Raw genomic sequence first — 25044 nt, 5'->3', positions numbered from 1 at the left:
CGATATCTGGTCGGCTTGTCAAAAGGTCACAACTCCAGGGTAAAATGCGCGCTATACGATAATAAGGAACCTTACATGACCATACAGCAGTGGCTGTTTTCGTTCAAAGGGCGTATTGGACGCCGTGATTTCTGGATCTGGATGGTGACGTGGATTGTCGCCATGCTGCTTCTGTTTTTCGTTGCTTACAATGCATGGCTGAGCACGCAAACGGCGGCCTTCGCGCTGGTCTGCCTGCTATGGCCAACGGCGGCGGTTGTCGTAAAGCGTCTGCACGATCGCGGACGTTCCGGCGCGTGGGCATTTCTGATAATTCTGGCGTGGATGCTGGTGGCGGGAAACTGGGCGATGCTTCCGTCCATCCTGCCGTGGGTTGTGGGCAGGCTGCTGCCGTCGGTCATCTTTGTGATGATGATTGTCGATCTGGGCGCGTTTATTGGCACCCAGAGCGAAAATAAATACGGTAAAGACACCGTTGAGGTGAAGTACCGCTGATCACCAGTAGTGTTCGGCGGTCATATGGCCCGGTCGGCGGCGAAGATGTTTCGTCATCTGCCGGGTATCCTTCAGAAGCTGCTGCGTGTCCCGCACCATCTGCGGGTTACCACACAGCATGACGTGGCTGGTTTCAGCGTTCAGCGGCAGGCCCACCGCGTTTTCCAGGGCGCCACTCTCAATTAACGCCGGTACGCGGCCGGTAAGCGCTCCTGCTACGGTTTCGCGGCTGACAACCGTCTGAATCTTTAACTTCCCGCCGTACTGCTGTTCAAGCGCCTGCATCTGCGGCAGGTAGCTCAGGTCTGCGGCGTAGCGCGCAGCGTGAACCAGCACGATGTTTTTAAAGCGTTCCAGATCTTTGCCGTACTGCAAAATAGAGAGATAAGGGCCGATGGCCGTACCGGTTGCCAGCATCCAGAGCGTGTCGCAGTCAGGGATCTCTTCGAGCACAAAGAAGCCTGCTGCTTCACTCACAATTTGCACCTCGTCGCCGGGCTTAAGCGCGGCAAGCCGCGGGCTGAGTTTACCGTCAGGAACGGTGACCAGATAGAACTCGAGATCCGGGTTATCAGGCGCGTTAACGTAAGAGTAGGCGCGCTGCACGCGCTCGCCGTCGACGTCCAGTCCCAGCTTCGCAAATTGCCCGGCCTTAAACGGGTGAACGGGAGCATGTACGGTGAGACTAAATAGCGCATCGGTCCAGAACTGTACCTTTGTGACTTTACCTGTTACCCAGTCCGCCATGATCTTCTCCTGTGCTGTTTCTCTGTTCTATCTTCCGTACTTGTGGTGACAATTTCCAGCCCGTCAGGGCCGGAAAGCTCTATCGATCAAACGGTTTTACAGAATGTGCGTCTGTACGTCCGGGTCTTTGCGGTCGAGATAGTGGATAGACTGGATGCGGCGAATGGTGCGTGATTTACCGCGGATCAGCAGCGTTTCGGTGGTGGCCATATTACCCTTGCGGGTGATGCCGTCCAGCAGATCGCCTTTGGTGATGCCGGTCGCCGAGAAGACAACGTTATCGCTACGCGCCATTTCGTCCAGAGCCAGCACTTTATTGGCCTCGATGCCCATCGCTTCGCAGCGTGCCAGCTCGTTTTCCCCGATACGGCGGTTCTCCTCGCTATCACCTTTCACCTCATGGCGGGGCAGCAGACGGGCCTGCATATCGCCATCCAGCGCGCGGATCACTGCCGCAGAGACCACACCTTCCGGCGCGCCGCCGATGCCGTACAGCACGTCCACTTCGCTATCCGGCATGCAGGTCAGGATTGAGGCGGCAACGTCACCGTCCGGAATGGCAAACACCCGCACGCCGAGCTTTTGCATCTGCGCGATGGTGGCGTCGTGGCGCGGTTTCGCCAGAATCGTCACGGTGAGTTCGCTAAGCGGTTTGCCCAGAGCTTTAGCGATGTTGCGCAGGTTCTCTTCCAGCGGCAGGCTGAGGTCGATTGCGCCCTTCGCGCCAGGACCGACAATCAGCTTTTCCATATACATGTCCGGCGCGTTGAGGAAGCAGCCCTTATCGCCCACGGCCAGCACCGCTAAGGCATTGGCCTGACCCATCGCCGTCATGCGGGTGCCTTCGATGGGGTCGACCGCGATATCCACGGCATCGCCTTTGCCGGTACCGACTTTTTCACCGATATAGAGCATCGGCGCTTCGTCGATCTCGCCTTCACCGATCACGATGGTGCCGTCGATGTTGACCTGGTTAAGGACAATGCGCATGGCATGGACGGCTGCGCCGTCTGCGGTATTTTTGTCGCCACGACCCAGCCATTTATAGCCGGCGAGGGCGGCAGCTTCGGTGACGCGGGAAAACTCGATAGCAAGTTCACGTTTCATGAGGTACTCGTGCAATCAAAAGGAATTGCACGAAGTTTATCACAGAGTGGAGAGGGGGTTTTAAGTCCCCTCTCCCCTTTGGGGAGAGGGTTAGGGTGAGGGGGGCTTACTCGTCGTGCTCTTCCCACGCCAGGGCGCGTTTCACCGCTTTCTTCCAGCCGCTGTAGCGGAAGTTACGCTCGGTGGTTTCGATGCCAGGGCGGAATTCGCGTTCGATCACCGCTTTTTCCTGCAGCTCGTCCAGGTTCTGCCAGAAGCCTACCGCCAGACCGGCAAGGTACGCCGCGCCCAGCGCCGTCACTTCACGCACTTCAGGGCGCTCAACGCGGGTGCCCAGAATGTCGGACTGGAACTGCATCAGGAAGTTATTCGCTACCGCACCGCCGTCCACGCGCAGGGCGTGCAGACGAATGCCGGAGTCCGCCTGCATCGCCTCCAGCACGTCACGCGTCTGGTAGGCGATAGATTCCAGGGTGGCGCGAATGATGTGGTTAGAGTTCACACCGCGCGTCAGGCCGAAAATCGCGCCGCGGGCATACGGATCCCAGTACGGTGCGCCCAGACCGGTGAATGCAGGCACCACGTACACGCCGTTGGTGTCTTTCACTTTGGTCGCGAAGTATTCGGAGTCGAACGCATCGCTGATCAGCTTCATCTCGTCGCGCAGCCACTGGATAGACGCGCCGGCCATGAACACCGCGCCTTCCAGCGCATAGTTCACTTCGCCGCGCGGGCCGCAGGCGATGGTGGTCAGCAGGCCGTTTTCTGATTTCACCGCTTTCTCGCCGGTGTTCATCAGCATAAAGCAGCCGGTGCCGTAGGTGTTCTTCGCCATCCCTTCCTTGACGCACAGCTGGCCGAACAGGGCCGCCTGCTGGTCACCGGCGATACCGGCGATAGGAATACGGGTGCCGCCTTTACCGCCGATGTTGGTCTGGCCGTACACTTCTGAAGACTTACGCACTTCAGGCAGCATCGCACGTGGAATATCCAGCGCGTCCAGCATCTTGTCATCCCACTCCAGGGTGTTGATGTTGAACAGCATGGTACGCGAGGCGTTGGTGTAGTCGGTGACGTGAACGCGTCCCTGGGTCATCTTCCAGATAAGCCAGGTATCGACGGTACCGAACAGCAGCTCGCCGCGTTTAGCACGCTCGCGTGAACCTTCCACGTGGTCGAGGATCCATTTCACTTTGGTGCCGGAGAAATACGGGTCAACCACCAGACCGGTAGCGCTGCGCACGTACTCTTCCATACCGTCGCGCTTCAGCTGTTCGCAGATCTCGGATGTACGGCGGCACTGCCAGACGATAGCGTTGTAAATGGGCTTACCGGTTTCGCGCTCCCAGACAACAGTGGTTTCACGCTGGTTGGTGATACCAATCGCGGCAATCTCGTCGGAACTGATATCGGCTTTCGCCAGCACTTCGACCAGCGTGGAGCTTTGTGACGCCCAAATCTCCATCGGGTCGTGTTCTACCCAGCCTGGACGAGGATAAATTTGCTCAAATTCGCGCTGTGACACGCTGACGATGTTCGCGTCATGATCCATTACGACAGCGCGGGAGCTGGTAGTGCCCTGGTCGAGCGCAACGATATATTTTTTTTCGGTCATGGTATGTGTCCCGTAGTCAGATTACAGCGAAGCTTTTTGTTGTGCGGTAGAAGTCGTTTCCTTCTCCTCTTCCACACAGGTGTCGCACGGTAAGTGGCGACCAATTAATTTGCGGTAGCTAAACGCACCCAGCGCAGCCCCGACAACCGGTGCAAACAGCGGTACCAGGAAGTAAGGAATGTCTTTGCCGCCGGTGAAGGCGACGTCGCCCCAGCCTGCGATAAAGGCGAAGGCTTTTGGTCCGATATCACGTGCCGGGTTCATCGCGAATCCGGTCAGCGGGCCCATGGATGCGCCAATCACCGCAATCAGCAAACCAATCAGCAGAGGGGCCAGCGGGCCGCGCGGAATGCCGTTTCCGTCGTCGGTCAGCGCCAGGATAACGCCCATCAGAATAGCGGTAATCACCATTTCAACTGCGAACGCCTGCACAAAATTGATATGCGGGTTAGGGTAGGTTGAGAAGATGCCTGCCAGATCCAGACTTTCGACGCTGCCGCGTACCATATGATGCGTCTGTTCGAAGTCGATGAAAAGATTGTAATAAAGCCCGTAAACTAACGCCGCTGCGCAAAACGCGCCGGCAAACTGAGAAAGAATAAAAGGTACAACTTTGCGTCCGTCGAAGCACGCGAACAGCCACAGTGCGATTGTCACCGCCGGGTTAAGATGTGCACCAGAAACCCCTGCAGTCAGGTAGATGGCCATCGCCACGCCCAGACCCCAGATGATACTGATTTCCCACTGACCAAAACTGGCACCTGCCACTTTCAGTGCAGCGACACAGCCCACTCCGAAGAATATCAACAACCCGGTACCAAGGAACTCGGCAATGCACTGGCCTTTTAAGGTTGATGTCTGACTCATAATCGGAATCCTGAAGAAATTGATGTTTATTGTTAGCATGGCCGCCCGTGACAGCCACGATGTCCTGTAGACATAGTGTTAATTTATCGTTAACGAGCAAAAACGAGAAATATCGAAATCAAAATGTGTGGTCTGCGTCAATAAAATGAGCGTTTTCGCGCCATAAAGCACATTTTTGCATCAGTACAAGAATGTGAGCTGAATCATTTCATTAACGAATCAGTTAACAATTTAGGGGTATATGACGCGAACGCACCAGGACCAGACCTAAAAGTGTTGCAAACCGCGATCTGCGCGGTGTGTCGCTGGACACAGAGCGCCGCGCTCCATACAATCGACGGTATATGTCGTGCGCGTTTATGTTAAAGCGTCGCCTTGCAATTCAGGAGAGGTAGCATCATGTCTTTAGAAGTGTTTGAGAAACTGGAATCGAAAGTACAGCAGGCGATTGACACCATCACCCTGCTGCAGATGGAAATTGAAGAACTGAAAGAGAAGAACAACAGCCTGGCGCAGGAAGTTCAGAACGCTCAGCACGGCCGCGAAGAGCTGGAGCGCGAAAACAACCAGCTGCGCGAGCAGCAGAACGGCTGGCAGGATCGCCTGCAGGCGCTGCTGGGACGTATGGAAGAAGTTTAATTCCCATCGGGATGAACTGACCTGGCCGGGTAAGGCGAAGCCGCCACCCGGCTTTTTTTATGCCAGTTATAAAAAAGGCCGCCAACGGCGGCCTTAACGCTACTTGTCCTGCGCTGTCATAGCATAAGCAACGAACACATTGGGTTCATCACTCTTTACCACGAGTACGCTGGCGACAATGAACGCGATACATAAATAGCGTTTCATTATGCGGTCCCTGCAGCTAACCGCTCCACCGTTCACCACCGGTGATAAGTCGGTGGACACAAGCCCTGGTGTTAGCCTGTTTTACGGTTGTGAAGACACCTTTCCCTGGACCGATGCCCATTTGCGAGATGGCGGAAAGGGACGCTGCATCATAATAAGCAGCAACCGTGGTGTTAAGGAATTCATAAACAATTAGGATTTTATAAAGCTTCTGAGGGGTTGCCCAAGGGTTGGACGAGAGTATGATGAAGATCCCTGGTGTTAGCCTGCAAAACTCCCCAACGGACCGCGAATCCCGAGGGACAAAAAAACCGCCACATTGCTGTTGGCGGTTTTTTTATGGTTCACGCTTACGGTTTTACTACTCGATATCCAGCGGATCTTCGGAAAGGATAATGCCGGTATTATCGGCGTAGAGATGGTCCCCGGAGAAGAAGGTCACGCCGCCGAAGTTAACGCGCACGTCGCTTTCGCCGATGCCGTCGCCCGCCGCCCCTACCGGGATAGCCGCGATGGCCTGAATCCCGATATCCAGGTCTTCCAGATCGTCCACCTGACGCACGGAACCGTACACCACAAGGCCTTCCCACTCATTCTGGACGGCAATTCCCGCCAGTTCAGCATCAATCAATGCACGGCGCACGGAACCGCCGCCGTCGACCACAAGAACGCGGCCGCGGCCATTCTGTTCGAGCAGATCGTAGAGCAACCCGTTGTCCTCGAAACATTTCACCGTGATGATTTGCCCGCCAAACGACGACCGCCCACCAAAGTTGGAGAACAGCGGTTCAACGACGTTGACATCTTCCTGGTAGATGTCACAAAGCTCGGAGGTATCGTATTTCATAGGTTTAACGCTCAGTTGCTGCGAATGTGTTCAGTATATCGTGCGAAATGCGTTGTTGGCAAAATCATCAATTGTTAATTGATATTTGTCAGCTAACTGAGCGTCTGGCTTAACACAATCCCGATGACGAACAACAGGTTAGTCAGCAGGGCGCCTTTTACCGTGCGTTCCAGCATTGGCGGCATGGCTGCCGGGCTGAGTTCACGCATCACAAAGCGGGCCTGTTTCACCAGCAGCGGCGCGGCAAGCACAAACAGCCACCCCCACAAACTCTGCAGGGAAATCAGGTTAAACAGCGCCAGGCAGACCAGCGCGCCAATGAGCAGGCAGGCATGATAGCGGCGCGCATTGACCGGCCCCAGACGAACCGCCAGGGTATTTTTGCCGTTCTCGCGATCGCTGTCGATGTCGCGCAGGTTGTTGATGTTGAGCACCGCCGTCGCCAGCAGACCGCAGGCGGTCGCGGGCAGGAACAGGGCAGGGATCACCGTATGCGCCTGCAGGTACCAGCTCCCCATCACGCTCAGCCAGCCGAAGAATACCAGTACGGAGATATCCCCGAGCCCAATATAACCGTAAGGACGCGTGCCGACGGTGTAGGTGATGGCCGCGATAATGGCCAATAAACCCAGCACCAGGAAGCCAATAAAATCGCTGGTGGTTTTAGACGCCACCGTCACCAGCGCCAGGCCGGATACGCAGATCAGCACCACGGTGATAATCAGCGCGCGTTTCATCTGCGCCTGGGTAATCACCCCTTTCTGCATTCCGCGCAGCGGCCCGATGCGGTCCGGCTTGTCGCTGCCTTTTACCGCGTCGCCGTAGTCGTTGGCGAGATTGGAGAGAATTTGCAGCAGGCCCGCGGTAATCAACGCCAGCGCGGCGACCAGCGGATCGAAATAACCCTGCCACCAGGCAAGGGCGGTGCCGACGATAATCGCGGCAAAGGCCAGAGGAAGTGTTTTAGGGCGCAGACTTTCGAGCCACGCCTGCGTACGGCTGATGTCAGTCATAAGTATTTAGCCAATAAAATGGGGGCATTAGCCCCCATTAAACGTGATGAGAATCCAGTAACCGCGATTATAGGATAAAACGGCTCAGATCTTCATCTGCCACTAACGCATCCAGATGTTTACTCACATATTCTGCGTCAATGGTAACGGTTTGACCGTTAAGGTCGCTCGCATCATAAGAGATATCTTCTACCAGGCGTTCCAGCACGGTATGCAGGCGACGCGCACCGATGTTCTCGGTGGTTTCGTTAACCTGCCAGGCAGCCTGGGCAATACGTTTGATACCGTCTTCGGTGAACTCGAGGTTCACGCCTTCGGTCGCCATCAGCGCTTTGTACTGAACGGTAGCAGAGGCGTTTGGCTCGGTCAGAATACGTTCGAAATCTTCGGTGGTCAGCGCCTGCAGCTCAACGCGGATAGGCAGACGCCCCTGCAGCTCAGGGATCAGATCCGATGGGCTGGCAACCTGGAACGCGCCTGAAGCGATAAACAGGATGTGGTCCGTTTTCACCATGCCGTGCTTGGTGGAGACGGTGCAGCCTTCAACCAGCGGCAGCAGGTCGCGCTGAACGCCTTCACGGGATACATCCGGGCCTGAGCTGTTGCCGCCGCGCTTACAAATTTTGTCGATTTCGTCGATAAACACGATACCGTGCTGCTCAACCGCGTCGATAGCGTCCTGCTTCAGCTCTTCCGGGTTCACCAGCTTTGCCGCTTCTTCTTCAATCAGCAGCTTCATCGCGTCTTTAATTTTCAGCTTACGCGCTTTTTGCTTCTGGCCGCCCAGGTTCTGGAACATGGACTGGAGCTGGCTGGTCATCTCTTCCATGCCCGGAGGTGCCATGATTTCCACACCCATTGGCGCGGCAGCGAGATCGATCTCAATCTCTTTGTCGTCCAGCTGGCCTTCACGCAGCTTCTTGCGGAATGCCTGGCGCGCAGCGGACGGTTCCGCCTGCTGTTCTGCCTGGCCCCAGTTGTTTTTTGCCGGTGGGATCAGCACGTCGAGAATGCGCTCTTCGGCCATCTCTTCTGCACGGTAGCGGTTTTTCTCAATGGCCTGGACGCGCACCATTTTGATCGCCGAGTCGGTCAGATCGCGGATGATGGAGTCCACTTCTTTACCCACATAGCCCACTTCGGTGAACTTAGTGGCTTCCACTTTGATGAACGGTGCGTTAGCCAGCTTTGCAAGACGACGGGCGATTTCGGTTTTACCGACGCCGGTTGGGCCGATCATCAGAATGTTTTTCGGCGTCACTTCGTGGCGCAGCTCTTCGTCAAGCTGCATACGACGCCAGCGGTTACGCAGGGCAATAGCCACGGAACGCTTCGCGTTATCCTGGCCGATAATGTGTTTGTTCAGTTCGCTGACAATTTCGCGTGGGGTCATTTCAGACATGGGAGATCCTTACGCTTTGGAGGTCAATTCTTCGATGGTGTGGTTGTGGTTGGTATAAATGCAGATATCGCCTGCAATATCCAACGCCTTCACCGCGATATCACGCGCGTTCATGTCGGTGTTTTCCAACAGCGCGCGGGCTGCAGCCTGGGCATAAGGGCCGCCAGAGCCGATGGCAATCAGGTCATTTTCCGGCTGAATCACGTCACCGTTGCCGGTGATGATCAGCGATGCTGTTTCATCGGCTACCGCCAGCAGCGCTTCGAGCTTGCGCAGCATGCGGTCGGTACGCCAGTCTTTTGCCAGCTCAACGGCGGCTTTCACCAGATGACCCTGGTGCATTTCCAGTTTGCGTTCAAACAGTTCAAACAGCGTGAAGGCATCCGCCGTGCCGCCTGCAAAACCGGCGATCACTTTGTCGTTATAGAGACGACGCACTTTCTTCACGTTGCCTTTCATGACGGTATTACCCAGCGTGGCCTGGCCATCACCGGCGATTACCACATGGCCGTTACGGCGTACACTTACTATTGTTGTCACGAGCAGACCCCCTGGTTACAGAATCGGGAAACAGAAGCCCTGAGCCTGTGCTCAGGGCTGAATTAAATGATAGATGGGGGGGATTTTGGGGGTTTCAACCCCCGGAGGCGAGTCGAATGCAGTTTGTGTGACCAGCGATTTTCAACCGCGAAATGGTGCCATCGGCATTTTCTTTGCCTTTGACCGGACCAATCACCACGCGATTCCAGCCGTTATTGGTGGTAATACGCGAATCAAACCCTTCAAAGGCCAGCTGCGCGCGCACCGTTTCCGCCTGCTCGGCACCTTTGAACGAACCGCACTGCACCATCCAGCGGCGTTCGTCTTTTTTCTCCGCCGTCTGCTTCGGCGCTTCGGTCTCTTTGGTGACCGGCGCGGCCGGCTGCGTTTTCGGCTGCTGCGCGGTGGTATGTGCTGGCGTCTGGAGCAGATCCTGATACGGCTGGGCCGCCTGTTTTTGCGGCTGCGCTTTTGGCTGCTGCTGAACAGGCTGGGACTGCGCTGTTCGCGTCTGCTGCTGGTATGGCTGTTCCGTTACCCGCGGCTGTGCTTTCGGCTGCTGCACCGGCTGGGTTTGCGCCCATTGCTGTTGTTGCTGCTGGATCTGCTGTTGCGCCTGACGTCGCTGCAGCGTTTGCTGACGCTGCGCCGGCGTCTGCTCATTCCACGGCACTTCGTTCAGCTGCGTAGGCTGCTGGCGCATATCGGCCTGCATTTGTGCCAGCAGCTGACGCTGTTCATCCGTCAGCTGATTCGCATTCTGCACTTCACCACCCGCAGAAGGTTCGGTTGGCGCACGCACCCCAGGCTGACGGCTTTCCAGCTCTTTGATATAGCGCCAGCGCTCTTCAGGCTTCGGAGGAAGGCCATTTCCGGCAACTTTACTGGCCTGAAGCGCCTCAGACTCTTCTTTTTTATGGTGCGTGATAAAGTACAGGCCACCAATAAAGGCGACGACTACAGCCGCAGCAATAGCGACCATTGCTGGCGATACAGCAGGCAGGTTACGTTGCTTTTTCCTTGAGCTACTCTTTTTGCGTCGCGAAGGTGCCGGCTGGCCGCGACGTACATAATCTCGTTGTGCCACTATCGTTTCGCTGTATTTATTCGTTCGTCAGTCCGCCATGTTACTTAAGCGGCGGGGCTTTGACCAGATAAGGGTATCCGAAAGACGTTTACTTTAAGTCAATGCCTGGGTAGTGCCGCGAACAATCAGTTCGCAGTCCAGCAAACGTGAGCCGCTGCTAACTGTTTGACCGTGAAGCTGATCCAGCAGAAGCAGCATCGCTTCGCGGCCGATTTGATAGCGCGGCTGAGCGACCGTTGAGAGCGGCGGATCGCAAAATTCTGAAAGCGAAATATTATCGAATCCGACGATCGATAAATCTTTCGGTATCCGCAGGCCGCGGCGTTTGGCGTACGATAATGCGCCCAGCGCCATCACGTCGCTGTGACAAAATACGGCGGTTGGCGGTTCAGGCAGATCCAGAAGTTTCTCCAGCGCTTGTCCACCCGCGGCGAAGGTAAAGTCACCGCGCGCAATGTAGTGCGGATCGACGGTGACGCCGGTACGGCGCAGCGCCTGAACGTAGCCCTGCAAGCGATAGTGACACAGCGGCATCTCTTCCGGCCCAGCAATACAGCCAATGCGCTTATGCCCCAGCTCCTGGAGATAGTTTACGGCGTTGAACGCGGCGGTGAGGTTATCAATGTGGACCGTCGGCAGCTCCAGCTCTGGCGCAAACTCGTTGGCCATGACCATCGGCGGTAAATTACGCTGTTCTTCAATGCTGGCATCAAACGGCAGGCGAGAGCCAAGCAGCAGCATGCCGTCGATCTGCTTGGTGATAATGAGGTCGATGAAGGTTTTTTCCTGCTGGTTTTGGTGAGCACAATCGCCAATCAGCACCAGGTAACCCTGTTCCGCTGCGGTGACTTCAATACCGCGGATGATCTCGCTGAAGAAGGGATCACAGATGTCCGGCACAATCACCAGAATGGTGCGCGACTCATTGCGTTTAACGTTACGCCCCATCGCCTGTGGGAAATAGCCCACTTCAAGCGCAGCCTGCTCCACCCGGTTACGGGTCGCCTGGGAGACTTTGTCCGGGTTCATTAATGCGCGGGACACGGTTGCCGTTGAGACTTGTGCTTTCTCGGCAACGTCTTTCATGGTCGCTGTGGCAACCTCTTTCCTGGACTTCAACGTCTTCTCCTCGCCTGAACACCGAACTTCTGACATCACCATTTTTACAGATAGTTAATGGAATCGGTTACAGAATTTTCATAAAAAGTGTGAGGAGCGTTAAATTTTTCGATCCGTCTTCAGCCTTCGATGGGATCGACGTCCAGCACCCACTTCACTTTTCGCGCTTCCGGCAGGGTGTTGATGAGCGCCAGCGTGCCGCTGACGATATGCTGAAGACGAACCCGCGAGGGGTGTTGAAGTAAGATTTGCCAGCGGAAACGTCCGCCGCGTTTTGGTGCCAGCGCCGGCACCGGGCCCAAAATCCACAGCGAGTTATCCACCAGCGGGCTGGCCTGCAGGAGGTTTCTCAGCTGCTGCAGGAAAAGCGGCGCCTGCTGGTTGTTGTGATCTTCCGCGCGGATGATGACGTGGCTGGTCCACGGCGGCAGCTGCATGGTCTGGCGTTCGGCCAGCGCCTGCTCGGCAAAAGCGTCATAGCCTTTATGCAGCAGGGTTTGCAGCAGCGGATGCTCAGGGTGGTGCGTTTGCAGCACCACTTCACCCTGTTTACCGGCGCGACCGGCGCGCCCCGCCACCTGGGTATACAGCTGGGCGAAGCGCTCGGCGGAGCGGAAATCTGCCGAAAACAGTGCGCCGTCCACGTCCAGCAGGGCGACCAGCGTCACGTCCGGGAAGTGATGGCCTTTGGCCAGCATTTGGGTGCCAATCAGGATGCGCGCGCCACCGCGATGCACTTCCGCCAGCTGCTGTTCCAGCGCCCCTTTGCGGCTGGTGGTGTCCCGGTCGATACGCGAAATAGGCACGTCCGGGAAGAAAGGGCCAAGCGCCTGTTCCAGCTGTTCCGTTCCCAGACCCACCGGCACGATATGCGTGGAACCACATGACGGGCACTGGCGCGGCACCGGCCGCTGGCTGTCGCAGTGGTGACAGCGCAAATGCCGCTGGGCCTGGTGGAAAGTGTAGTAGTGGTCGCAGCGCGGGCACTCGGCAATCCAGCCGCAGTCGTGGCACAGCAGGGCGGGCGCGAAGCCTCGTCGGTTGAGGAACAGAATGACCTGATTGCCCGCCTGCAAATGCTGGCGCATACGGGTAATCAATGCAGGCGCGAGCCCGGCCTGGACCTGCTGACCTTTGAGATCCAGCACGTGCTGAATGGCTGGACGGGCATTCCCCGCCCGACGCGTCAGGCGCAGCATATGGTATTTACGCTGGCGCACGTTGTGCAGCGTTTCGAGCGCAGGTGTGGCGGAGCCGAGAATAATAGGAATTTGCTCGCTGTGCGCGCGATAGACCGCCAGATCGCGGGCGTGATAGCGCCAGCCTTCCTGCTGTTTATAGGAGCTGTCGTGTTCTTCGTCGATCACGATAACGCCAAGATTTTTAAACGGGGTAAACAGCGACGAGCGGGTGCCGATCACAATCGCCGCTTCACCGTTTTTCGCTTTCAGCCAGGCGCTTAGGCGCTCGCTGTCGTTCAGGCCGGAGTGCAGCACCTCAACCGGCGCGTTAAAGCGTTCGCGGAATCGGGCGATGGTTTGCGGCGTCAGGCCAATTTCCGGCACCATCACCAGCGCCTGTTTGCCCTGAGCGAGCACGTTTTCCAGCACGCTCAGGTAGACTTCGGTCTTGCCAGAACCCGTCACGCCCGCCAGCAGCCAGGCAGAGAAATGATCGGAGGCGCTATGAATCGCGCCCACGGCGGTGGCCTGCTCGGTATTCAGGCGTAGGCGATCCCCTGAAACGGAGAAACTCTCCCGCCAGTCGTAAAGAGCGGGTGCTTCGCTGGCCAGTTCGCTCAGCCCTTTCTTTCTTAAGGCCTGTAGCGCCGTTTCGCTGACCTCAAGCTCGTCGACCTGATGACGCCAGATTTTCCCCTGACGCAGCGCCGCCAGGGCCTGCTGCTGTTTCTGCGAGCGCTTGAGGCTGTTAATATCCACCGCCTGACCCTGCTCGGTAGCAAACCAGTACCACATCGGCGCGTGGCTGGCGCTCTTGCCCTGGCGCAGCATGATCGGCAGGGCGTGGAACAGCACGTCGCCAATCGGGTGATGATAATAATCTGCCGCCCACAGCAGCAGTCGCCAGGTGCTGGTGGAGTAAACCGGCTCGCTGTCCAGCACCTCAACGACCGACTTCAGTTCATTGAGCGGCAGTTCGCTTTGGTCGCTGACGGAGACAACAATACCCACGCGCTGCTGTTTGCCAAACGGCACGGTCACGCGACAGCCCGCTTTGGCGCTCATGCTGTCGGGCAGCAGATAGTCAAAGGTACGGGGAAGCGGAACGGGCAGGGCAACGTGAGCGACGGGCATCGAATCTTCCTGACTTGAAAAGTGGCGCGTTAGTATACACATTAGTGAAAGCGGCGTGCGGATCAGTTTGCATACGTTGGTCAAATTCTGTATGATTCGCCGCCTTTGGTGTATATTACGCCAGAGAAATTACATTCAACATCGCGTGGTGTCTGGCGTTAGGGCTGGAAGAGCGACGCGGCCTTAACTGAGGTTCTCCCATGAAAAAAGATATTCACCCGAAATACGAAATGATTACTGCAAACTGTTCTTGCGGTAACTCTATCCAGATCCGCTCCACCGTGGGTCACGATCTGAACCTGGACGTGTGCGGCAAATGCCACCCGTTCTACACTGGTAAGCAGCGTGATGTTGCAACCGGTGGCCGTGTTGACCGCTTCAACAAGCGTTTCAGCATCCCGGGCGCTAAATAAGTTTCCCGAAAAAAAGGCACCGCAAGGTGCCTTTTTTGTATCCGCTTCTCAGTATTCCCACGTATCCGGGTCAATACCCAGTTCACGCATGATCACCTTCGCCTCTTCCGGGATTTCATCACTGCGCTCTTTGCGCAGATCTTCATCGTTCGGCAACGGTTGACCGGTAAACGCATGCAGGAACGCTTCGCACAGCAGTTCGCTGTTGGTCGCGTGGCGCAGGTTGTTCACCTGACGACGCGTACGTTCATCGGTGAGGATCTTCAACACCTTCAGAGGAATAGAAACCGTAATTTTCTTTACTTGTTCACTCTTCTTACCGTGCTCAGCGTATGGGCTGATATATTCGCCGCTCCATTCAGCCATGAGATACCTTTAATCCTCTCAGTCATTTATCTAAAGGTGCAAAACCTGTAACCACCCGTTTTGAACCGCAATCTTGCCTAGTTTACCGTAGAGACGATACCGTGGCACGGATATTGCCGCTGCAGCGTGCACTAAAGCATATAATTTTAACGGCTATTTGCGCATTGCTCAATCTATACGCAAAGAAGTTTAGATGTCCAGATGTATTGACGTCCATACTTTCAATGTTTACTCTGGTGCCTGACTTTTCACCTCATTCGCCAGGAAGCCCTCACCATGACGCGTAAACAGGCCACTATTGCAGTGCGTAGCGGATTAAATGATGACGAGCAGTACGGCTGCGTTGTCCCGCCGATTCATCTTTCCAGTACCTACAATTTCACCGGATTTAATGAACCCCGCGCGCATGATTACTCGCGTCGTGGCAACCCTACGCGTGACGTGACCCAGCGTGCGCTGGCCGAGCTGGAAGGTGGCGCAGGTGCAGTATTAACCAATACGGGGATGTCAGCCATTCACCTGGTGACCACGGTGTTCCTGAAACCAGGTGACCTACTGGTTGCGCCGCACGATTGCTACGGCGGCAGCTATCGTCTGTTCGATAGCCTGGCAAAACGCGGCTGCTATCGCGTGCTGTTTGTCGATCAAAACGACGAACAGGCGCTGAAGCAGGCGCTGGCAGAGAAGCCAAAGCTGGTTCTGGTGGAAAGTCCAAGCAATCCATTGTTGCGCGTTGTCGATATTGCGAAAATTTGTCAGCTCGCAAGGGATGCGGGAGCGATAAGTGTAGTGGATAATACGTTCCTCAGTCCGGCCCTTCAGAACCCACTCGCACTGGGTGCCGATCTGGTATTGCATTCATGTACTAAATATCTGAACGGCCATTCTGATGTGGTAGCAGGCGTGGTGATTGCCAAAGATCCCGACGTTGTCACCGAACTGGCATGGTGGGCCAATAATATTGGCGTCACCGCGGGTGCCTTCGACAGCTATCTGCTGTTGCGCGGCATTCGCACGCTGTCGCCGCGCATGGACGTGGCGCAGCGCAATGCCCAGGCGATCGTCGATTTCCTGAAAAACCAGCCGCTGGTGAAGAAGCTGTATCACCCGTCGCTACCGGAAAACCAGGGGCACGAGATTGCCGCGCGCCAGCAGAAAGGGTTTGGCGCGATGTTGAGTTTTGAACTGGACGGTGACGAGCAAACGCTGCGTCGCTTCCTGAGCGGGCTGTCATTGTTTACGCTGGCGGAGTCCTTAGGTGGGGTTGAAAGCTTGATCTCCCACGCCGCGACCATGACGCACGCAGGTATGGCACCGGAAGCACGTGCCGCCGCCGGGATTTCTGAGACGCTGCTGCGTATCTCAACCGGTATTGAAGATTCTGAAGATTTAATTGCCGATCTGGAAAATGCCTTCCGGATCGCAGCCAAGGGGTAATCATGAGTGTGATAGCGCAGGCAGGGGCGAAGGGTCGTCAACTGCACAAGTTTGGTGGTAGTAGTCTTGCTGATGTGAAATGTTACCTGCGTGTCGCAGGGATCATGACGGAATATTCACAGCCGGGTGACATGATGGTTGTCTCGGCGGCGGGCAGCACCACCAACCAGTTGATTAGCTGGCTGAAACTGAGCCAGACCGATCGCCTTTCTGCGCATCAGGTGCAACAGTCCTTACGCCGTTACCAGAGCGAGCTGATTGCCGGCCTGCTGCCTGCGGACGTGGCGGACGGGCTGATCAGCGCCTTCACGCATGACCTTGAACGTCTGGCTGCCCTGCTGGACAGCGGGATTACCGACGCGGTGTATGCCGAAGTGGTGGGCCACGGTGAAGTGTGGTCCGCGCGCCTGATGGCCGCCGTGCTGCAGCACCTGGGCGTGGAGGCGGCCTGGCTCGACGCGCGTGATTTCCTGCGCGCCGAACGCGCCGCGCAGCCGCAGGTAGATGAAGGGTTGTCCTACCCGCTGCTGCAACAGCTGCTGGTGCAGCATCCGGGCAAACGTATTGTCGTCACCGGCTTTATCAGCCGCAGCAACGCGGGCGAAACCGTGCTGCTGGGCCGTAACGGCTCGGACTACTCGGCAACGCAAATTGGTGCGCTGGCGGGCGTGTCCCGCGTCACCATCTGGAGCGACGTGGCCGGTGTGTACAGCGCGGACCCGCGTAAAGTAAAAGATGCCTGTCTGCTGCCGCTTCTGCGTCTCGACGAAGCCAGCGAGCTGGCGCGTCTGGCCGCGCCGGTACTGCACGCGCGCACCCTGCAGCCGGTTTCCGGCAGCGATATCGACCTGCAGCTGCGCTGCAGCTATACCCCGGATCAAGGCTCTACCCGTATTGAACGCGTACTGGCCTCCGGTACGGGCGCGCGTATTGTCACCAGCCACGACGACATCTGTCTGATTGAGTTCCAGGTGCCTGCGGGCCAGGACTTCAAGCTGGCACATAAAGATATCGACCTGGTATTAAAGCGCGCTCAGGTGCGCCCGCTGGCCGTTGGCGTTCACAATGACCGCCAGTTGCTGCAGTTCTGCTATACCGCTGAAGTGGCTGACAGCGCGCTGAAAATTCTGGATGAAGCGGGCCTGCCGGGCGAGCTTCGCCTGCGTCAGGGGCTGGCGCTGGTGGCGATGGTGGGTGCGGGTGTCACCCGTAACCCGCTGCACTGCCACCGCTTCTGGCAGCAGCTGAAAGGCCAGCCGGTGGAATTTACCTGGCAGTCGGAAGAGGGTATCAGCCTGGTCGCCGTCCTGCGTAAAGGGCCAACCGAGAGCCTGATTCAGGGCCTGCACACCTCCCTGTTCCGCGCGGAAAAGCGCATCGGTCTGGTGCTGTTTGGTAAAGGCAACATCGGTTCCCGCTGGCTGGAGCTGTTCGCCCGCGAGCAGGTCACGCTCTCGGCGCGTACCGGATTCGAATTCATTCTCGCGGGCGTCGTGGACAGCCGCCGCAGCCTGCTGAACTACGAAGGGCTGGACGCCAGCCGCGCGCTTGCCTTCTTTAATGATGAAGCCGTAGAGCAGGATGAAGAGTCGCTGTTCCTGTGGATGCGCGCGCACCCGTATGACGATCTGGTGGTGCTGGACGTTACCGCCAGCGAACAGCTTGCCGATCAGTACCTTGATTTCGCCAGCCACGGCTTCCACGTCATCAGTGCCAACAAGCTGGCGGGGGCGAGCAGCACCGATAAATACCGCCAGATCCACGACGCGTTTGAAAAAACAGGGCGCCACTGGCTTTATAACGCCACGGTAGGGGCTGGCCTGCCGGTTAACCACACCGTGCGTGACCTCATTGAAAGTGGCGACAGCATTCTGGCGCTGAGCGGCATCTTCTCCGGCACGCTCTCCTGGCTGTTCCTGCAGTTTGACGGCACCGTACCGTTCACCGACCTGGTGGATCAGGCGTGGCAGCAGGGTTTAACGGAACCCGATCCGCGCGTTGACCTCTCCGGTAAAGACGTGATGCGTAAGCTGGTGATCCTGGCGCGTGAAGCCGGTTACGACATCGAACCTGATGCCGTCCGCGTCGAATCGCTGGTGCCTGCCGGCTGTGAAGAAGGCTCTGTGGACCATTTCTTTGAAAATGGTGAAGAGCTTAACGAGCAGATGGTGCAGCGTCTGGAAGCGGCGAACGAGATGGGGCTGGTGCTGCGCTACGTGGCGCGTTTCGAGGCCAACGGAAAAGCGCGAGTCGGCGTCGAGGCGGTGCGTCCTGAACATCCGCTGGCGGCGCTGCTGCCGTGCGATAACGTCTTCGCCATCGAAAGCCGCTGGTACCGCGATAACCCGCTGGTGATCCGCGGTCCGGGCGCGGGGCGCGATGTCACGGCCGGTGCGATCCAGTCCGACATCAACCGTCTGGCTAAGCTGCTGTAACCCCTCACCCTAACCCTCTCCCCAAAGGGGAGAGGGGACTGCTCGGTGCGGTCTTTTCCCTCTCGCCCCTTTGGGGAGAGGGCCGGGGTGAGGGGCCTTCTCACCCTCATCCTGAATTTCTCTCATCTTCCCTGAGCAAACCTCACCGTTATTGTTGATTATTTATGTTGACGTCCCTCCGCTTTTCCGTCATTTTTACATCTGGACGTCTAAACGTATAGAAGTTCACAACACAACAGACAACGACATGCGATTGATAGAGGTAAGGTATGAGCTTTTTTCACGCCAACCAGCGGGAAGCACTGAATCAGAGCCTGGCCGAAGTAAACGGCCAGATTAACGTCTCTTTTGAATTTTTCCCGCCGCGCACCAGTGAAATGGAGCAAACCCTGTGGAGCTCTATCGATCGTCTCAGCAGCCTGAAACCGAAGTTTGTCTCCGTGACTTACGGTGCGAACTCCGGCGAGCGTGACCGCACGCACAGCATCATTAAAGGCATTAAAGATCGTACCGGTCTGGAAGCGGCGCCGCACCTTACCTGTATCGACGCCACCCGCGACGAGCTGCAGGCCATCGCCCAGGATTACTGGAATAACGGCATTCGTCATATTGTCGCGCTGCGCGGCGATCTGCCGCCGGGTAGTGGTAAGCCGGACATGTATGCCGCCGATCTGGTCGCGCTGCTGAAAGACGTGGCTGACTTTGATATCTCCGTTGCTGCTTATCCTGAAGTGCATCCGGAAGCGAAAAGCGCCCAGGCCGATCTGCTTAACCTGAAGCGTAAAGTGGACGCTGGCGCGAACCGCGCCATTACCCAGTTCTTCTTTGATGTGGAAAGCTACCTGCGCTTTCGCGACCGCTGCGTCTCCGCAGGCATCGACGTTGAGATTATCCCGGGTATTCTGCCGGTGTCTAACTTCAAACAGGCGAAGAAATTTGCTGATATGACCAATGTGCGCATTCCGCTGTGGATGTCTAAAATGTACGAGGGGCTGGACGATGACCCGGAAACACGCAAGCTGGTGGGCGCAAATATCGCGATGGACATGGTGAAGATCTTAAGTCGTGAAGGGGTGAAGGATTTCCACTTCTACACGCTGAACCGTGCAGAGATGAGTTACGCCATATGCCATACGCTCGGCGTTAGACCCGGCGTGTAACAAAAAAGGGCCCTCTTCGGAGGGTTTTTTGATTTATAAGGGTTTTATTTTCCTGCCATATCAGCAATGCTGCCTTTGACGTACATAACTCATGTATTTTCCATGGGAAATTAAACGGATTTAACTATCGAATCTGTGGGTTATCTCAACTATACCTTATCAACAAGGGCGTATATCGTAACGGTAACACTGTAAAAGGGAGCATAGCGATGAGCACGTCAGACGAGACCAATAAAGCGGCATCAGTCGGCAAATGCCCGTTCCATCAGGGCGGCGTCGATCACAGCGCGGGCGCAGGTACAAGCAGCCGCGACTGGTGGCCAAAACAACTCCGCATCGATCTTCTTAACCAACATTCCAACCGTTCGAACCCGCTGGGTGAAGACTTCGACTACCGCAAAGAATTCAGCAAGCTTGATTACTCCGCTCTTAAAGGCGATCTCAAAGCACTTTTAACTGACTCCCAACCGTGGTGGCCTGCCGACTGGGGCAGCTATGCGGGCCTGTTTATCCGTATGGCCTGGCACGGCGCGGGTACCTATCGCTCCGTTGACGGGCGCGGTGGGGCTGGACGCGGTCAACAGCGCTTTGCGCCGCTGAACTCCTGGCCGGATAACGTGAGCCTGGATAAAGCGCGTCGTCTGCTGTGGCCAATCAAGCAAAAATACGGACAAAAAATTTCCTGGGCTGACCTCTTTATCCTCGCGGGTAACGTCGCACTGGAGAACTCCGGCTTCCGCACCTTTGGTTTTGGTGCCGGGCGTGAAGACGTCTGGGAACCGGATCTCGACGTGAACTGGGGTGATGAAAAAGCCTGGCTGACCCACCGCGACCCGGAAGCGCTGGCGAAGCGCCCTCTGGCCGCCACCGAAATGGGCCTGATCTACGTTAACCCTGAAGGACCGAACGCCAGCGGTGAACCCCTGTCTGCAGCGGCAGCCATTCGCGCGACCTTCGGCAACATGGGGATGAACGACGAGGAGACCGTTGCGCTGATCGCAGGCGGCCACACCCTCGGCAAAACCCACGGCGCGGGTGAAGCCACCCACGTGGGCACCGATCCGGAAGCCTCGCCGATTGAAGCGCAGGGTCTGGGCTGGGCCAGCACGCACGGTACGGGCGTTGGTGCAGATGCCATTACCTCCGGTCTGGAAGTTATCTGGTCGCAAACCCCGACCCAGTGGAGCAACTACTTCTTCGAGAACCTGTTCAAATATGAATGGGTACAGACCCGCAGCCCGGCGGGTGCGATTCAGTTTGAAGCCGTGGATGCGCCGGAAATCATGCCCGATCCGTTCGACCCGTCGAAAAAACGCAAACCTACTATGCTGGTCACCGACCTGACGCTGCGTTTTGACCCGGAATTCGAGAAAATTTCCCGCCGCTTCCTGAACGATCCGCAGGCTTTCAACGAAGCCTTCGCGCGTGCCTGGTTCAAGCTGACCCACCGTGATATGGGGCCAAAAGCGCGCTACATCGGCCCTGAAGTGCCGAAAGAAGATTTGATTTGGCAGGATCCGCTGCCGCAGGCGGTGTTCAATCCGTCGAAAGAAGACATTGAAAGCCTGAAGGCTGAAATCGTGGCATCCGGTCTGTCCGTGAGCGAACTGGTTTCGGTTGCCTGGGCGTCAGCTTCAACCTTCCGCGGTGGCGATAAGCGCGGCGGTGCCAACGGCGCGCGTCTGGCGCTGGCTCCTCAGCGCGACTGGGACGTTAACGCCGCTGCGGTTCGCGCGTTGCCGGCTCTGGAGGCTATCCAGCGCACCACCAACAAAGCTTCTCTGGCCGATATCATCGTACTGGCAGGCGTGGTAGGTGTTGAGCAGGCGGCAAAAGCCGCAGGCGTTTATGTCAACGTGCCGTTCACCCCGGGGCGCGTAGATGCGCGTCAGGATCAGACGGATATCGAGATGTTTAACCTGCTCGAACCGATTGCCGACGGCTTCCGCAACTACCGTGCGCAGGTGGATGTGTCCACCACTGAGTCACTGCTGATCGACAAAGCCCAGCAGCTGACGCTGACCGCGCCTGAGCTGACGGTGCTGATCGGTGGCCTGCGCGTGCTGGGTGCCAACTTTGATGGCGGTAAGAATGGCGTGTTCACCGACCGCGAGGGCGTGCTGAGCAACGATTTCTTCGTGAACCTGCTGGACATGAACACCCAGTGGAAGGCGACCGACGAATCTAATGAACTGTTTGCCGGAAGCGATCGCGCCAGCGGTGAAGTGAAATACACCGCCACCCGCGCCGATCTGGTCTTCGGTTCGAACGCCGTCCTCCGCGCGCTGGCAGAGGTTTATGCCAGTGATGATGCGCATGAGAAGTTTGTCCGCGACTTCGTTGCCGCCTGGGCGAAGGTCATGGATCTGGATCGGTTTGACGTGAAGTAGCCAGTGTGCCGGGTGGCGGCTACGCCTTACCCGGCCTACAAATTAAAGTGCCATGTAGGCCGGGTAAGCGCAGCGCCACCCGGCTTTTTTATTACTCCCACTCCTGCAGGAACCGCTGGCCATACTGGTCGGCCACCAGCAGCGCCGCATACACCTGATCCGGCGTGACGCCCCCCGGCATGTTGTGGATCGTTTCTCCTTTGGCACAGGAGGCTTCCGCGATCAGACGCATTTTGGCCGGAATATCCTCTTTGATGTTCAGCTGTGCCAGGGTGATCGGCAGCCCAACGCTGTGGCAAAGCGCGGCGACGGTCTCTATTTCTTCTACCGGCGCGTTTTCCAGTACCAGCTGCGTCAGCGTACCAAACGCCACTTTTTCGCCGTGATAGAAGTGATGCGCGTCCGGTACCGCCGTCATACCGTTATGAATAGCATGTGCCGCCGCCAGCCCGCCGCTTTCAAAGCCTACGCCGCTGAGATAGGTGTTGGCTTCGATAATGCGTTCCAGGGCCGGTGTAACCACATGCTGTTCCGCGGCCAGCATGGCTTTTTCACCCTCTTCAACCAGCGTGTTGTAGCACAGCTCGGCCAGCGTGAGTGCTGCCTGCGTACATTTGCCGCCCGCCATGGTGGTTGCGCCGCTGCGCGAGCAGGCGCGTGCTTCAAACCACGTCGCCAGCGCATCGCCAATCCCGGCGGCAAGTAGACGTGCCGGCGCACCCGCTACCACTTTGGTATCGACGATAACCATGTTCGGGTTGTGCGGCAGCATGAGGTAGCGATCGAACTCACCGCTGTCGGTGTAAATAACGGAAAGGGCGCTGCACGGCGCATCGGTGGAGGCAATTGTTGGCGCAATGGCGACGGGTACGTCCATAAAATGGGCCAGCGCTTTGGCGGTATCCAGCGTTTTACCGCCGCCAATGCCCAGCACCGCCATGCAGTCGGCGCTATCGGCCAGCTTTTTCAGGCGATCGATTTCATTTTGTGAACATTCGCCACCAAACGGCGCGATTTCGGCATGCAGTTCGGCTTTTTTAAAACTCTGACGCAGGGTCTCTTTGGCAAAACCCAGCACAAATTTATCGCCGACAACCAGCCAGCGATTGGCCAGGGGTTTCAGATAGTCGCCGAGACGGGTAAGCACATCAGCGCCCTGGATATATTTCCCCGGCGATTGAATGATACGGTCCATAACATTTCTCCCTTAGAGGTTGAGGTTACCAAACGCGTTTTTCCAGTCCTGCTCGAACTTCTCTATGGCTGACTCTACCGCTGGCGTGCCGAGCATTTGTTGCGCTACGTCTAAGGGAAGCGTGATTGCCTCACATCCGGCGAGCAGGCAGTCCAGCGCCTGACGCGGGGTTTTAAAGCTGGCGGCCAGCACTTTGCTTTCTGGCGCGTGCAGTTCCAGCAGGGATTGCAGCTCCTGGACCATGCGAATGCCATCACCGCCCTGAGCGTCAACGCGGTTGACGTACGGCGCGACATATTTCGCGCCTGCCAGCGCGGCAAGCAAACCTTGTGCCGCGCTGTAAACGGCGGTCCCCAGCGTGGTAATGCCCTCTTTTTTCAGCACCTTGATTGCGGTAAGGCCCTCAGCCGTGACCGGGATTTTTACCACGATGTCCGGGATGGCGTTACTCAGACGTTTTGCCTCCGCCACCATGCCTTCGGCATCGCGGCTCATGGTTTGAGCAAACAGCGTGCCTTCCGGTCCAATGGCTTTTTGCAGACGCGGCAGCACGTCCCAGATGGATTCACGGCTGGCGGCAATGATGCTCGGGTTGGTGGTGACGCCCACAATAGGGAAGATGCGGGCCAGGCGTTCAACTTCCGCCACGTTGGCGGTATCCAGGTACAGTTCCATTATTTTTCCTTAAGTCAGAAAGGTTAAATAAAGGATAAGGCCCTGCCAGGCGCGGCCGATACAGGTCAATTTTGCTAAATACTGGACAAATGTATTCTGCTTAACGAAGTGCGATGCCGATCACAGTGCTAGTTTTTGGCGATCAGCTGGCTGTGATACTGGCGGCGATATTCGGAAGGTGAACGTTCGGTGTGTTTGCGAAAGAGACGGCAGAAATAGTTGCTGTCCATAAACCCGCAGCGTGCCGCAATATCCTTAATTTTTAAATCGTACTCCTTGAGCAGCTGGCGCGCGAGTTCCAGACGCGTCTGCGTCAGGTATTCATTGAACCCAACATTTCCGGTCTTCTGAAAAAGGTGAGAGAGATAGTTAGGGGAAATATAAAACGCCTCGGCAACGGAATCCCGGGTCAGCGCTGAGGCATGATGTTCGTCAATAAAGCGACGAACGGCTTCGAAGAGCGCGCGACTGCGGCTATCAGTGTGGATCTCGCTGCCAAGCAGATCGCGGCAGTGGCTGAGCAGACTTAAGACTACCAGCCTGGCCGTGTCCTGCTCGGTCGGTTGCATGTGCAGTTCGTTGAGTGTTTGCAGGAGAAACGCGCCCGTCCGGGGGCCTCGCCTGGCGGCCTGCTGCTGTTGTAAAAGGACGTTATCCCGATGGAGCTGAAGCGTCAGCTGCTGTTTACCGAAGCTTATTCTGAGAATGTTTGAAGAATGAAGCGGGACGTGCCCGGATGTGGAAAAGAATGCCTCGCAGCGGGTTTCCATGATAACCGAGAGACAAGGTGATGTTCGGGTATTCTTCCTGGCAGGCGCGACAAAGTGCACCTGATGCAGGGGTAATGCGCCGTTAATCAGCTCCGTCAGGATTTGTCTAACATCGTGGTGCATGGTGGATACCAGGGTATTGCCGGGTGGCGCTAACGCTTACCCGGCCTACTTAACGTAGGCCCGTGCAAGCGCAGCGCCGC

The 25044-nt window shown here is 56.9% G+C and carries 22 protein-coding genes; 7 read left to right on the top strand and 15 right to left on the bottom strand.

The window, feature by feature from the left end:
* The first annotated feature begins 75 nt into the window (after positions 1-75).
* Positions 76-495: a DUF805 domain-containing protein gene (locus L370_RS15610; protein ID WP_023333860.1), complete on the top strand. Its 420-nt coding sequence runs from the start codon at positions 76-78 to the stop codon at positions 493-495.
* Here L370_RS15610 and fpr read toward each other — a convergent pair whose 3' ends face one another.
* From fpr to L370_RS15630, 4 genes are all read right to left on the bottom strand, one after another.
* The gene (fpr, locus tag L370_RS15615; RefSeq protein WP_023333859.1) at positions 496-1242 is read right to left on the bottom strand and encodes a ferredoxin--NADP(+) reductase; all 747 of its coding nucleotides are present in this window, start codon (positions 1240-1242) and stop codon (positions 496-498) included.
* 96 nt (positions 1243-1338) lie between these two features.
* Positions 1339-2349 (bottom strand): class II fructose-bisphosphatase, encoded by a 1011-nt coding sequence (gene glpX, locus L370_RS15620; RefSeq protein ID WP_023333858.1) that lies wholly within the window; start codon positions 2347-2349, stop codon positions 1339-1341.
* Positions 2350-2455: 106 nt separating this feature from the next.
* Positions 2456-3964, bottom strand: coding sequence for a glycerol kinase GlpK (gene glpK, locus L370_RS15625; protein WP_023333857.1), 1509 nt, complete (start codon positions 3962-3964; stop codon positions 2456-2458).
* A gap of 21 nt (positions 3965-3985) precedes the next feature.
* On the bottom strand, positions 3986-4831 hold the full coding sequence (locus L370_RS15630; protein ID WP_014885705.1) for an MIP/aquaporin family protein: 846 nt from the start codon (positions 4829-4831) through the stop codon (positions 3986-3988).
* Between the two features lie 399 nt (positions 4832-5230).
* On the opposite strand from L370_RS15630, the gene zapB reads away from it, so the two are divergent.
* Positions 5231-5470, top strand: a complete 240-nt coding sequence (gene zapB, locus L370_RS15635) for a septal ring assembly protein ZapB (RefSeq protein WP_010436935.1) — start codon at positions 5231-5233, stop codon at positions 5468-5470.
* Positions 5471-6038: 568 nt separating this feature from the next.
* On the opposite strand, the gene rraA is transcribed toward zapB, so the two are convergent.
* The 7 genes from rraA to priA form a co-directional block, all read right to left on the bottom strand.
* The gene (rraA, locus tag L370_RS15640; protein WP_023333856.1) at positions 6039-6524 is read right to left on the bottom strand and encodes a ribonuclease E activity regulator RraA; all 486 of its coding nucleotides are present in this window, start codon (positions 6522-6524) and stop codon (positions 6039-6041) included.
* Between the two features lie 92 nt (positions 6525-6616).
* Positions 6617-7537 carry a 1,4-dihydroxy-2-naphthoate polyprenyltransferase gene (menA, locus tag L370_RS15645; protein ID WP_023333855.1) on the bottom strand — a complete coding sequence of 307 codons (921 nt, stop codon included), beginning with the start codon at positions 7535-7537 and terminating at the stop codon, positions 6617-6619.
* Positions 7538-7604: 67 nt separating this feature from the next.
* A complete protein-coding gene (hslU, locus tag L370_RS15650; RefSeq protein ID WP_023309685.1) occupies positions 7605-8939 on the bottom strand; it encodes an HslU--HslV peptidase ATPase subunit in 1335 nt (444 codons plus the stop codon).
* Positions 8940-8948: 9 nt separating this feature from the next.
* Positions 8949-9479 (bottom strand): ATP-dependent protease subunit HslV, encoded by a 531-nt coding sequence (gene hslV / locus L370_RS15655; RefSeq protein WP_008501802.1) that lies wholly within the window; start codon positions 9477-9479, stop codon positions 8949-8951.
* A 94-nt stretch (positions 9480-9573) separates the two neighbouring features.
* The gene (gene ftsN, locus L370_RS15660; RefSeq protein WP_032666555.1) at positions 9574-10566 is read right to left on the bottom strand and encodes a cell division protein FtsN; all 993 of its coding nucleotides are present in this window, start codon (positions 10564-10566) and stop codon (positions 9574-9576) included.
* 93 nt (positions 10567-10659) lie between these two features.
* Complete coding sequence (gene cytR, locus L370_RS15665; protein WP_023333853.1) at positions 10660-11685, bottom strand: DNA-binding transcriptional regulator CytR; 1026 nt, start codon at positions 11683-11685, stop codon at positions 10660-10662.
* A 119-nt stretch (positions 11686-11804) separates the two neighbouring features.
* On the bottom strand, positions 11805-14000 hold the full coding sequence (gene priA / locus L370_RS15670; RefSeq protein ID WP_023333852.1) for a primosomal protein N': 2196 nt from the start codon (positions 13998-14000) through the stop codon (positions 11805-11807).
* A 200-nt stretch (positions 14001-14200) separates the two neighbouring features.
* Between priA and rpmE the strand changes: the two genes are divergently transcribed.
* Positions 14201-14413 (top strand): 50S ribosomal protein L31, encoded by a 213-nt coding sequence (gene rpmE / locus L370_RS15675; RefSeq protein ID WP_003862040.1) that lies wholly within the window; start codon positions 14201-14203, stop codon positions 14411-14413.
* A 48-nt stretch (positions 14414-14461) separates the two neighbouring features.
* Here the strand turns inward: rpmE and metJ are convergent, their stop codons facing one another.
* Positions 14462-14779 (bottom strand): met regulon transcriptional regulator MetJ, encoded by a 318-nt coding sequence (metJ, locus tag L370_RS15680; RefSeq protein ID WP_007369220.1) that lies wholly within the window; start codon positions 14777-14779, stop codon positions 14462-14464.
* Positions 14780-15055: 276 nt separating this feature from the next.
* On the opposite strand from metJ, the gene metB reads away from it, so the two are divergent.
* The 4 genes from metB (at position 15056) to katG (ending at position 22201) form a co-directional block, all read left to right on the top strand.
* Positions 15056-16216 carry a cystathionine gamma-synthase gene (gene metB / locus L370_RS15685; protein ID WP_023333851.1) on the top strand — a complete coding sequence of 387 codons (1161 nt, stop codon included), beginning with the start codon at positions 15056-15058 and terminating at the stop codon, positions 16214-16216.
* 2 nt (positions 16217-16218) lie between these two features.
* Entirely contained in the window at positions 16219-18651 is a 2433-nt protein-coding gene (locus L370_RS15690; protein ID WP_023333850.1) for a bifunctional aspartate kinase/homoserine dehydrogenase II, read from the top strand.
* A 269-nt stretch (positions 18652-18920) separates the two neighbouring features.
* Complete coding sequence (metF, locus tag L370_RS15695) at positions 18921-19811, top strand: methylenetetrahydrofolate reductase (RefSeq protein ID WP_023333849.1); 891 nt, start codon at positions 18921-18923, stop codon at positions 19809-19811.
* A 209-nt stretch (positions 19812-20020) separates the two neighbouring features.
* Positions 20021-22201 carry a catalase/peroxidase HPI gene (katG, locus tag L370_RS15700; RefSeq protein ID WP_023333848.1) on the top strand — a complete coding sequence of 727 codons (2181 nt, stop codon included), beginning with the start codon at positions 20021-20023 and terminating at the stop codon, positions 22199-22201.
* A gap of 91 nt (positions 22202-22292) precedes the next feature.
* Here the strand turns inward: katG and L370_RS15705 are convergent, their stop codons facing one another.
* From L370_RS15705 to L370_RS15715, 3 genes are all read right to left on the bottom strand, one after another.
* A complete protein-coding gene (locus L370_RS15705; protein WP_023333847.1) occupies positions 22293-23396 on the bottom strand; it encodes a bifunctional L-1,2-propanediol dehydrogenase/glycerol dehydrogenase in 1104 nt (367 codons plus the stop codon).
* A 12-nt stretch (positions 23397-23408) separates the two neighbouring features.
* A complete protein-coding gene (gene fsa, locus L370_RS15710) occupies positions 23409-24071 on the bottom strand; it encodes a fructose-6-phosphate aldolase (RefSeq protein WP_023333846.1) in 663 nt (220 codons plus the stop codon).
* Positions 24072-24199: 128 nt separating this feature from the next.
* Positions 24200-24964, bottom strand: a complete 765-nt coding sequence (locus L370_RS15715; protein WP_023333845.1) for a helix-turn-helix transcriptional regulator — start codon at positions 24962-24964, stop codon at positions 24200-24202.
* Positions 24965-25044: the final 80 nt, after the last annotated feature.

It is taken from the genome of Enterobacter sp. MGH 24, from assembly GCF_000493015.1.
In the GTDB taxonomy this organism is placed as follows: Bacteria; Pseudomonadota; Gammaproteobacteria; order Enterobacterales; family Enterobacteriaceae; genus Enterobacter.
Note: the sequence above shows the minus strand (reverse complement) of the source record. Positions and strands in the feature narration are given on the sequence as shown.

Excerpts from the sequence above, each read along its gene's own strand:
- L370_RS15610 (WP_023333860.1), top strand. The coding sequence starts at position 76 with ATGACCATACAGCAGTGGCTGTTTTCGTTCAAAGGGCGTATTGGACGC.
- fpr (WP_023333859.1), bottom strand. The coding sequence starts at position 1,242 with ATGGCGGACTGGGTAACAGGTAAAGTCACAAAGGTACAGTTCTGGACC.
- glpX (WP_023333858.1), bottom strand. The coding sequence starts at position 2,349 with ATGAAACGTGAACTTGCTATCGAGTTTTCCCGCGTCACCGAAGCTGCC.
- glpK (WP_023333857.1), bottom strand. The coding sequence starts at position 3,964 with ATGACCGAAAAAAAATATATCGTTGCGCTCGACCAGGGCACTACCAGC.
- L370_RS15630 (WP_014885705.1), bottom strand. The coding sequence starts at position 4,831 with ATGAGTCAGACATCAACCTTAAAAGGCCAGTGCATTGCCGAGTTCCTT.
- zapB (WP_010436935.1), top strand. The coding sequence starts at position 5,231 with ATGTCTTTAGAAGTGTTTGAGAAACTGGAATCGAAAGTACAGCAGGCG.
- rraA (WP_023333856.1), bottom strand. The coding sequence starts at position 6,524 with ATGAAATACGATACCTCCGAGCTTTGTGACATCTACCAGGAAGATGTC.
- menA (WP_023333855.1), bottom strand. The coding sequence starts at position 7,537 with ATGACTGACATCAGCCGTACGCAGGCGTGGCTCGAAAGTCTGCGCCCT.
- hslU (WP_023309685.1), bottom strand. The coding sequence starts at position 8,939 with ATGTCTGAAATGACCCCACGCGAAATTGTCAGCGAACTGAACAAACAC.
- priA (WP_023333852.1), bottom strand. The coding sequence starts at position 14,000 with ATGCCCGTCGCTCACGTTGCCCTGCCCGTTCCGCTTCCCCGTACCTTT.
- rpmE (WP_003862040.1), top strand. The coding sequence starts at position 14,201 with ATGAAAAAAGATATTCACCCGAAATACGAAATGATTACTGCAAACTGT.
- metJ (WP_007369220.1), bottom strand. The coding sequence starts at position 14,779 with ATGGCTGAATGGAGCGGCGAATATATCAGCCCATACGCTGAGCACGGT.
- metB (WP_023333851.1), top strand. The coding sequence starts at position 15,056 with ATGACGCGTAAACAGGCCACTATTGCAGTGCGTAGCGGATTAAATGAT.
- L370_RS15690 (WP_023333850.1), top strand. The coding sequence starts at position 16,219 with ATGAGTGTGATAGCGCAGGCAGGGGCGAAGGGTCGTCAACTGCACAAG.
- metF (WP_023333849.1), top strand. The coding sequence starts at position 18,921 with ATGAGCTTTTTTCACGCCAACCAGCGGGAAGCACTGAATCAGAGCCTG.
- katG (WP_023333848.1), top strand. The coding sequence starts at position 20,021 with ATGAGCACGTCAGACGAGACCAATAAAGCGGCATCAGTCGGCAAATGC.
- L370_RS15705 (WP_023333847.1), bottom strand. The coding sequence starts at position 23,396 with ATGGACCGTATCATTCAATCGCCGGGGAAATATATCCAGGGCGCTGAT.
- fsa (WP_023333846.1), bottom strand. The coding sequence starts at position 24,071 with ATGGAACTGTACCTGGATACCGCCAACGTGGCGGAAGTTGAACGCCTG.
- L370_RS15715 (WP_023333845.1), bottom strand. The coding sequence starts at position 24,964 with ATGCACCACGATGTTAGACAAATCCTGACGGAGCTGATTAACGGCGCA.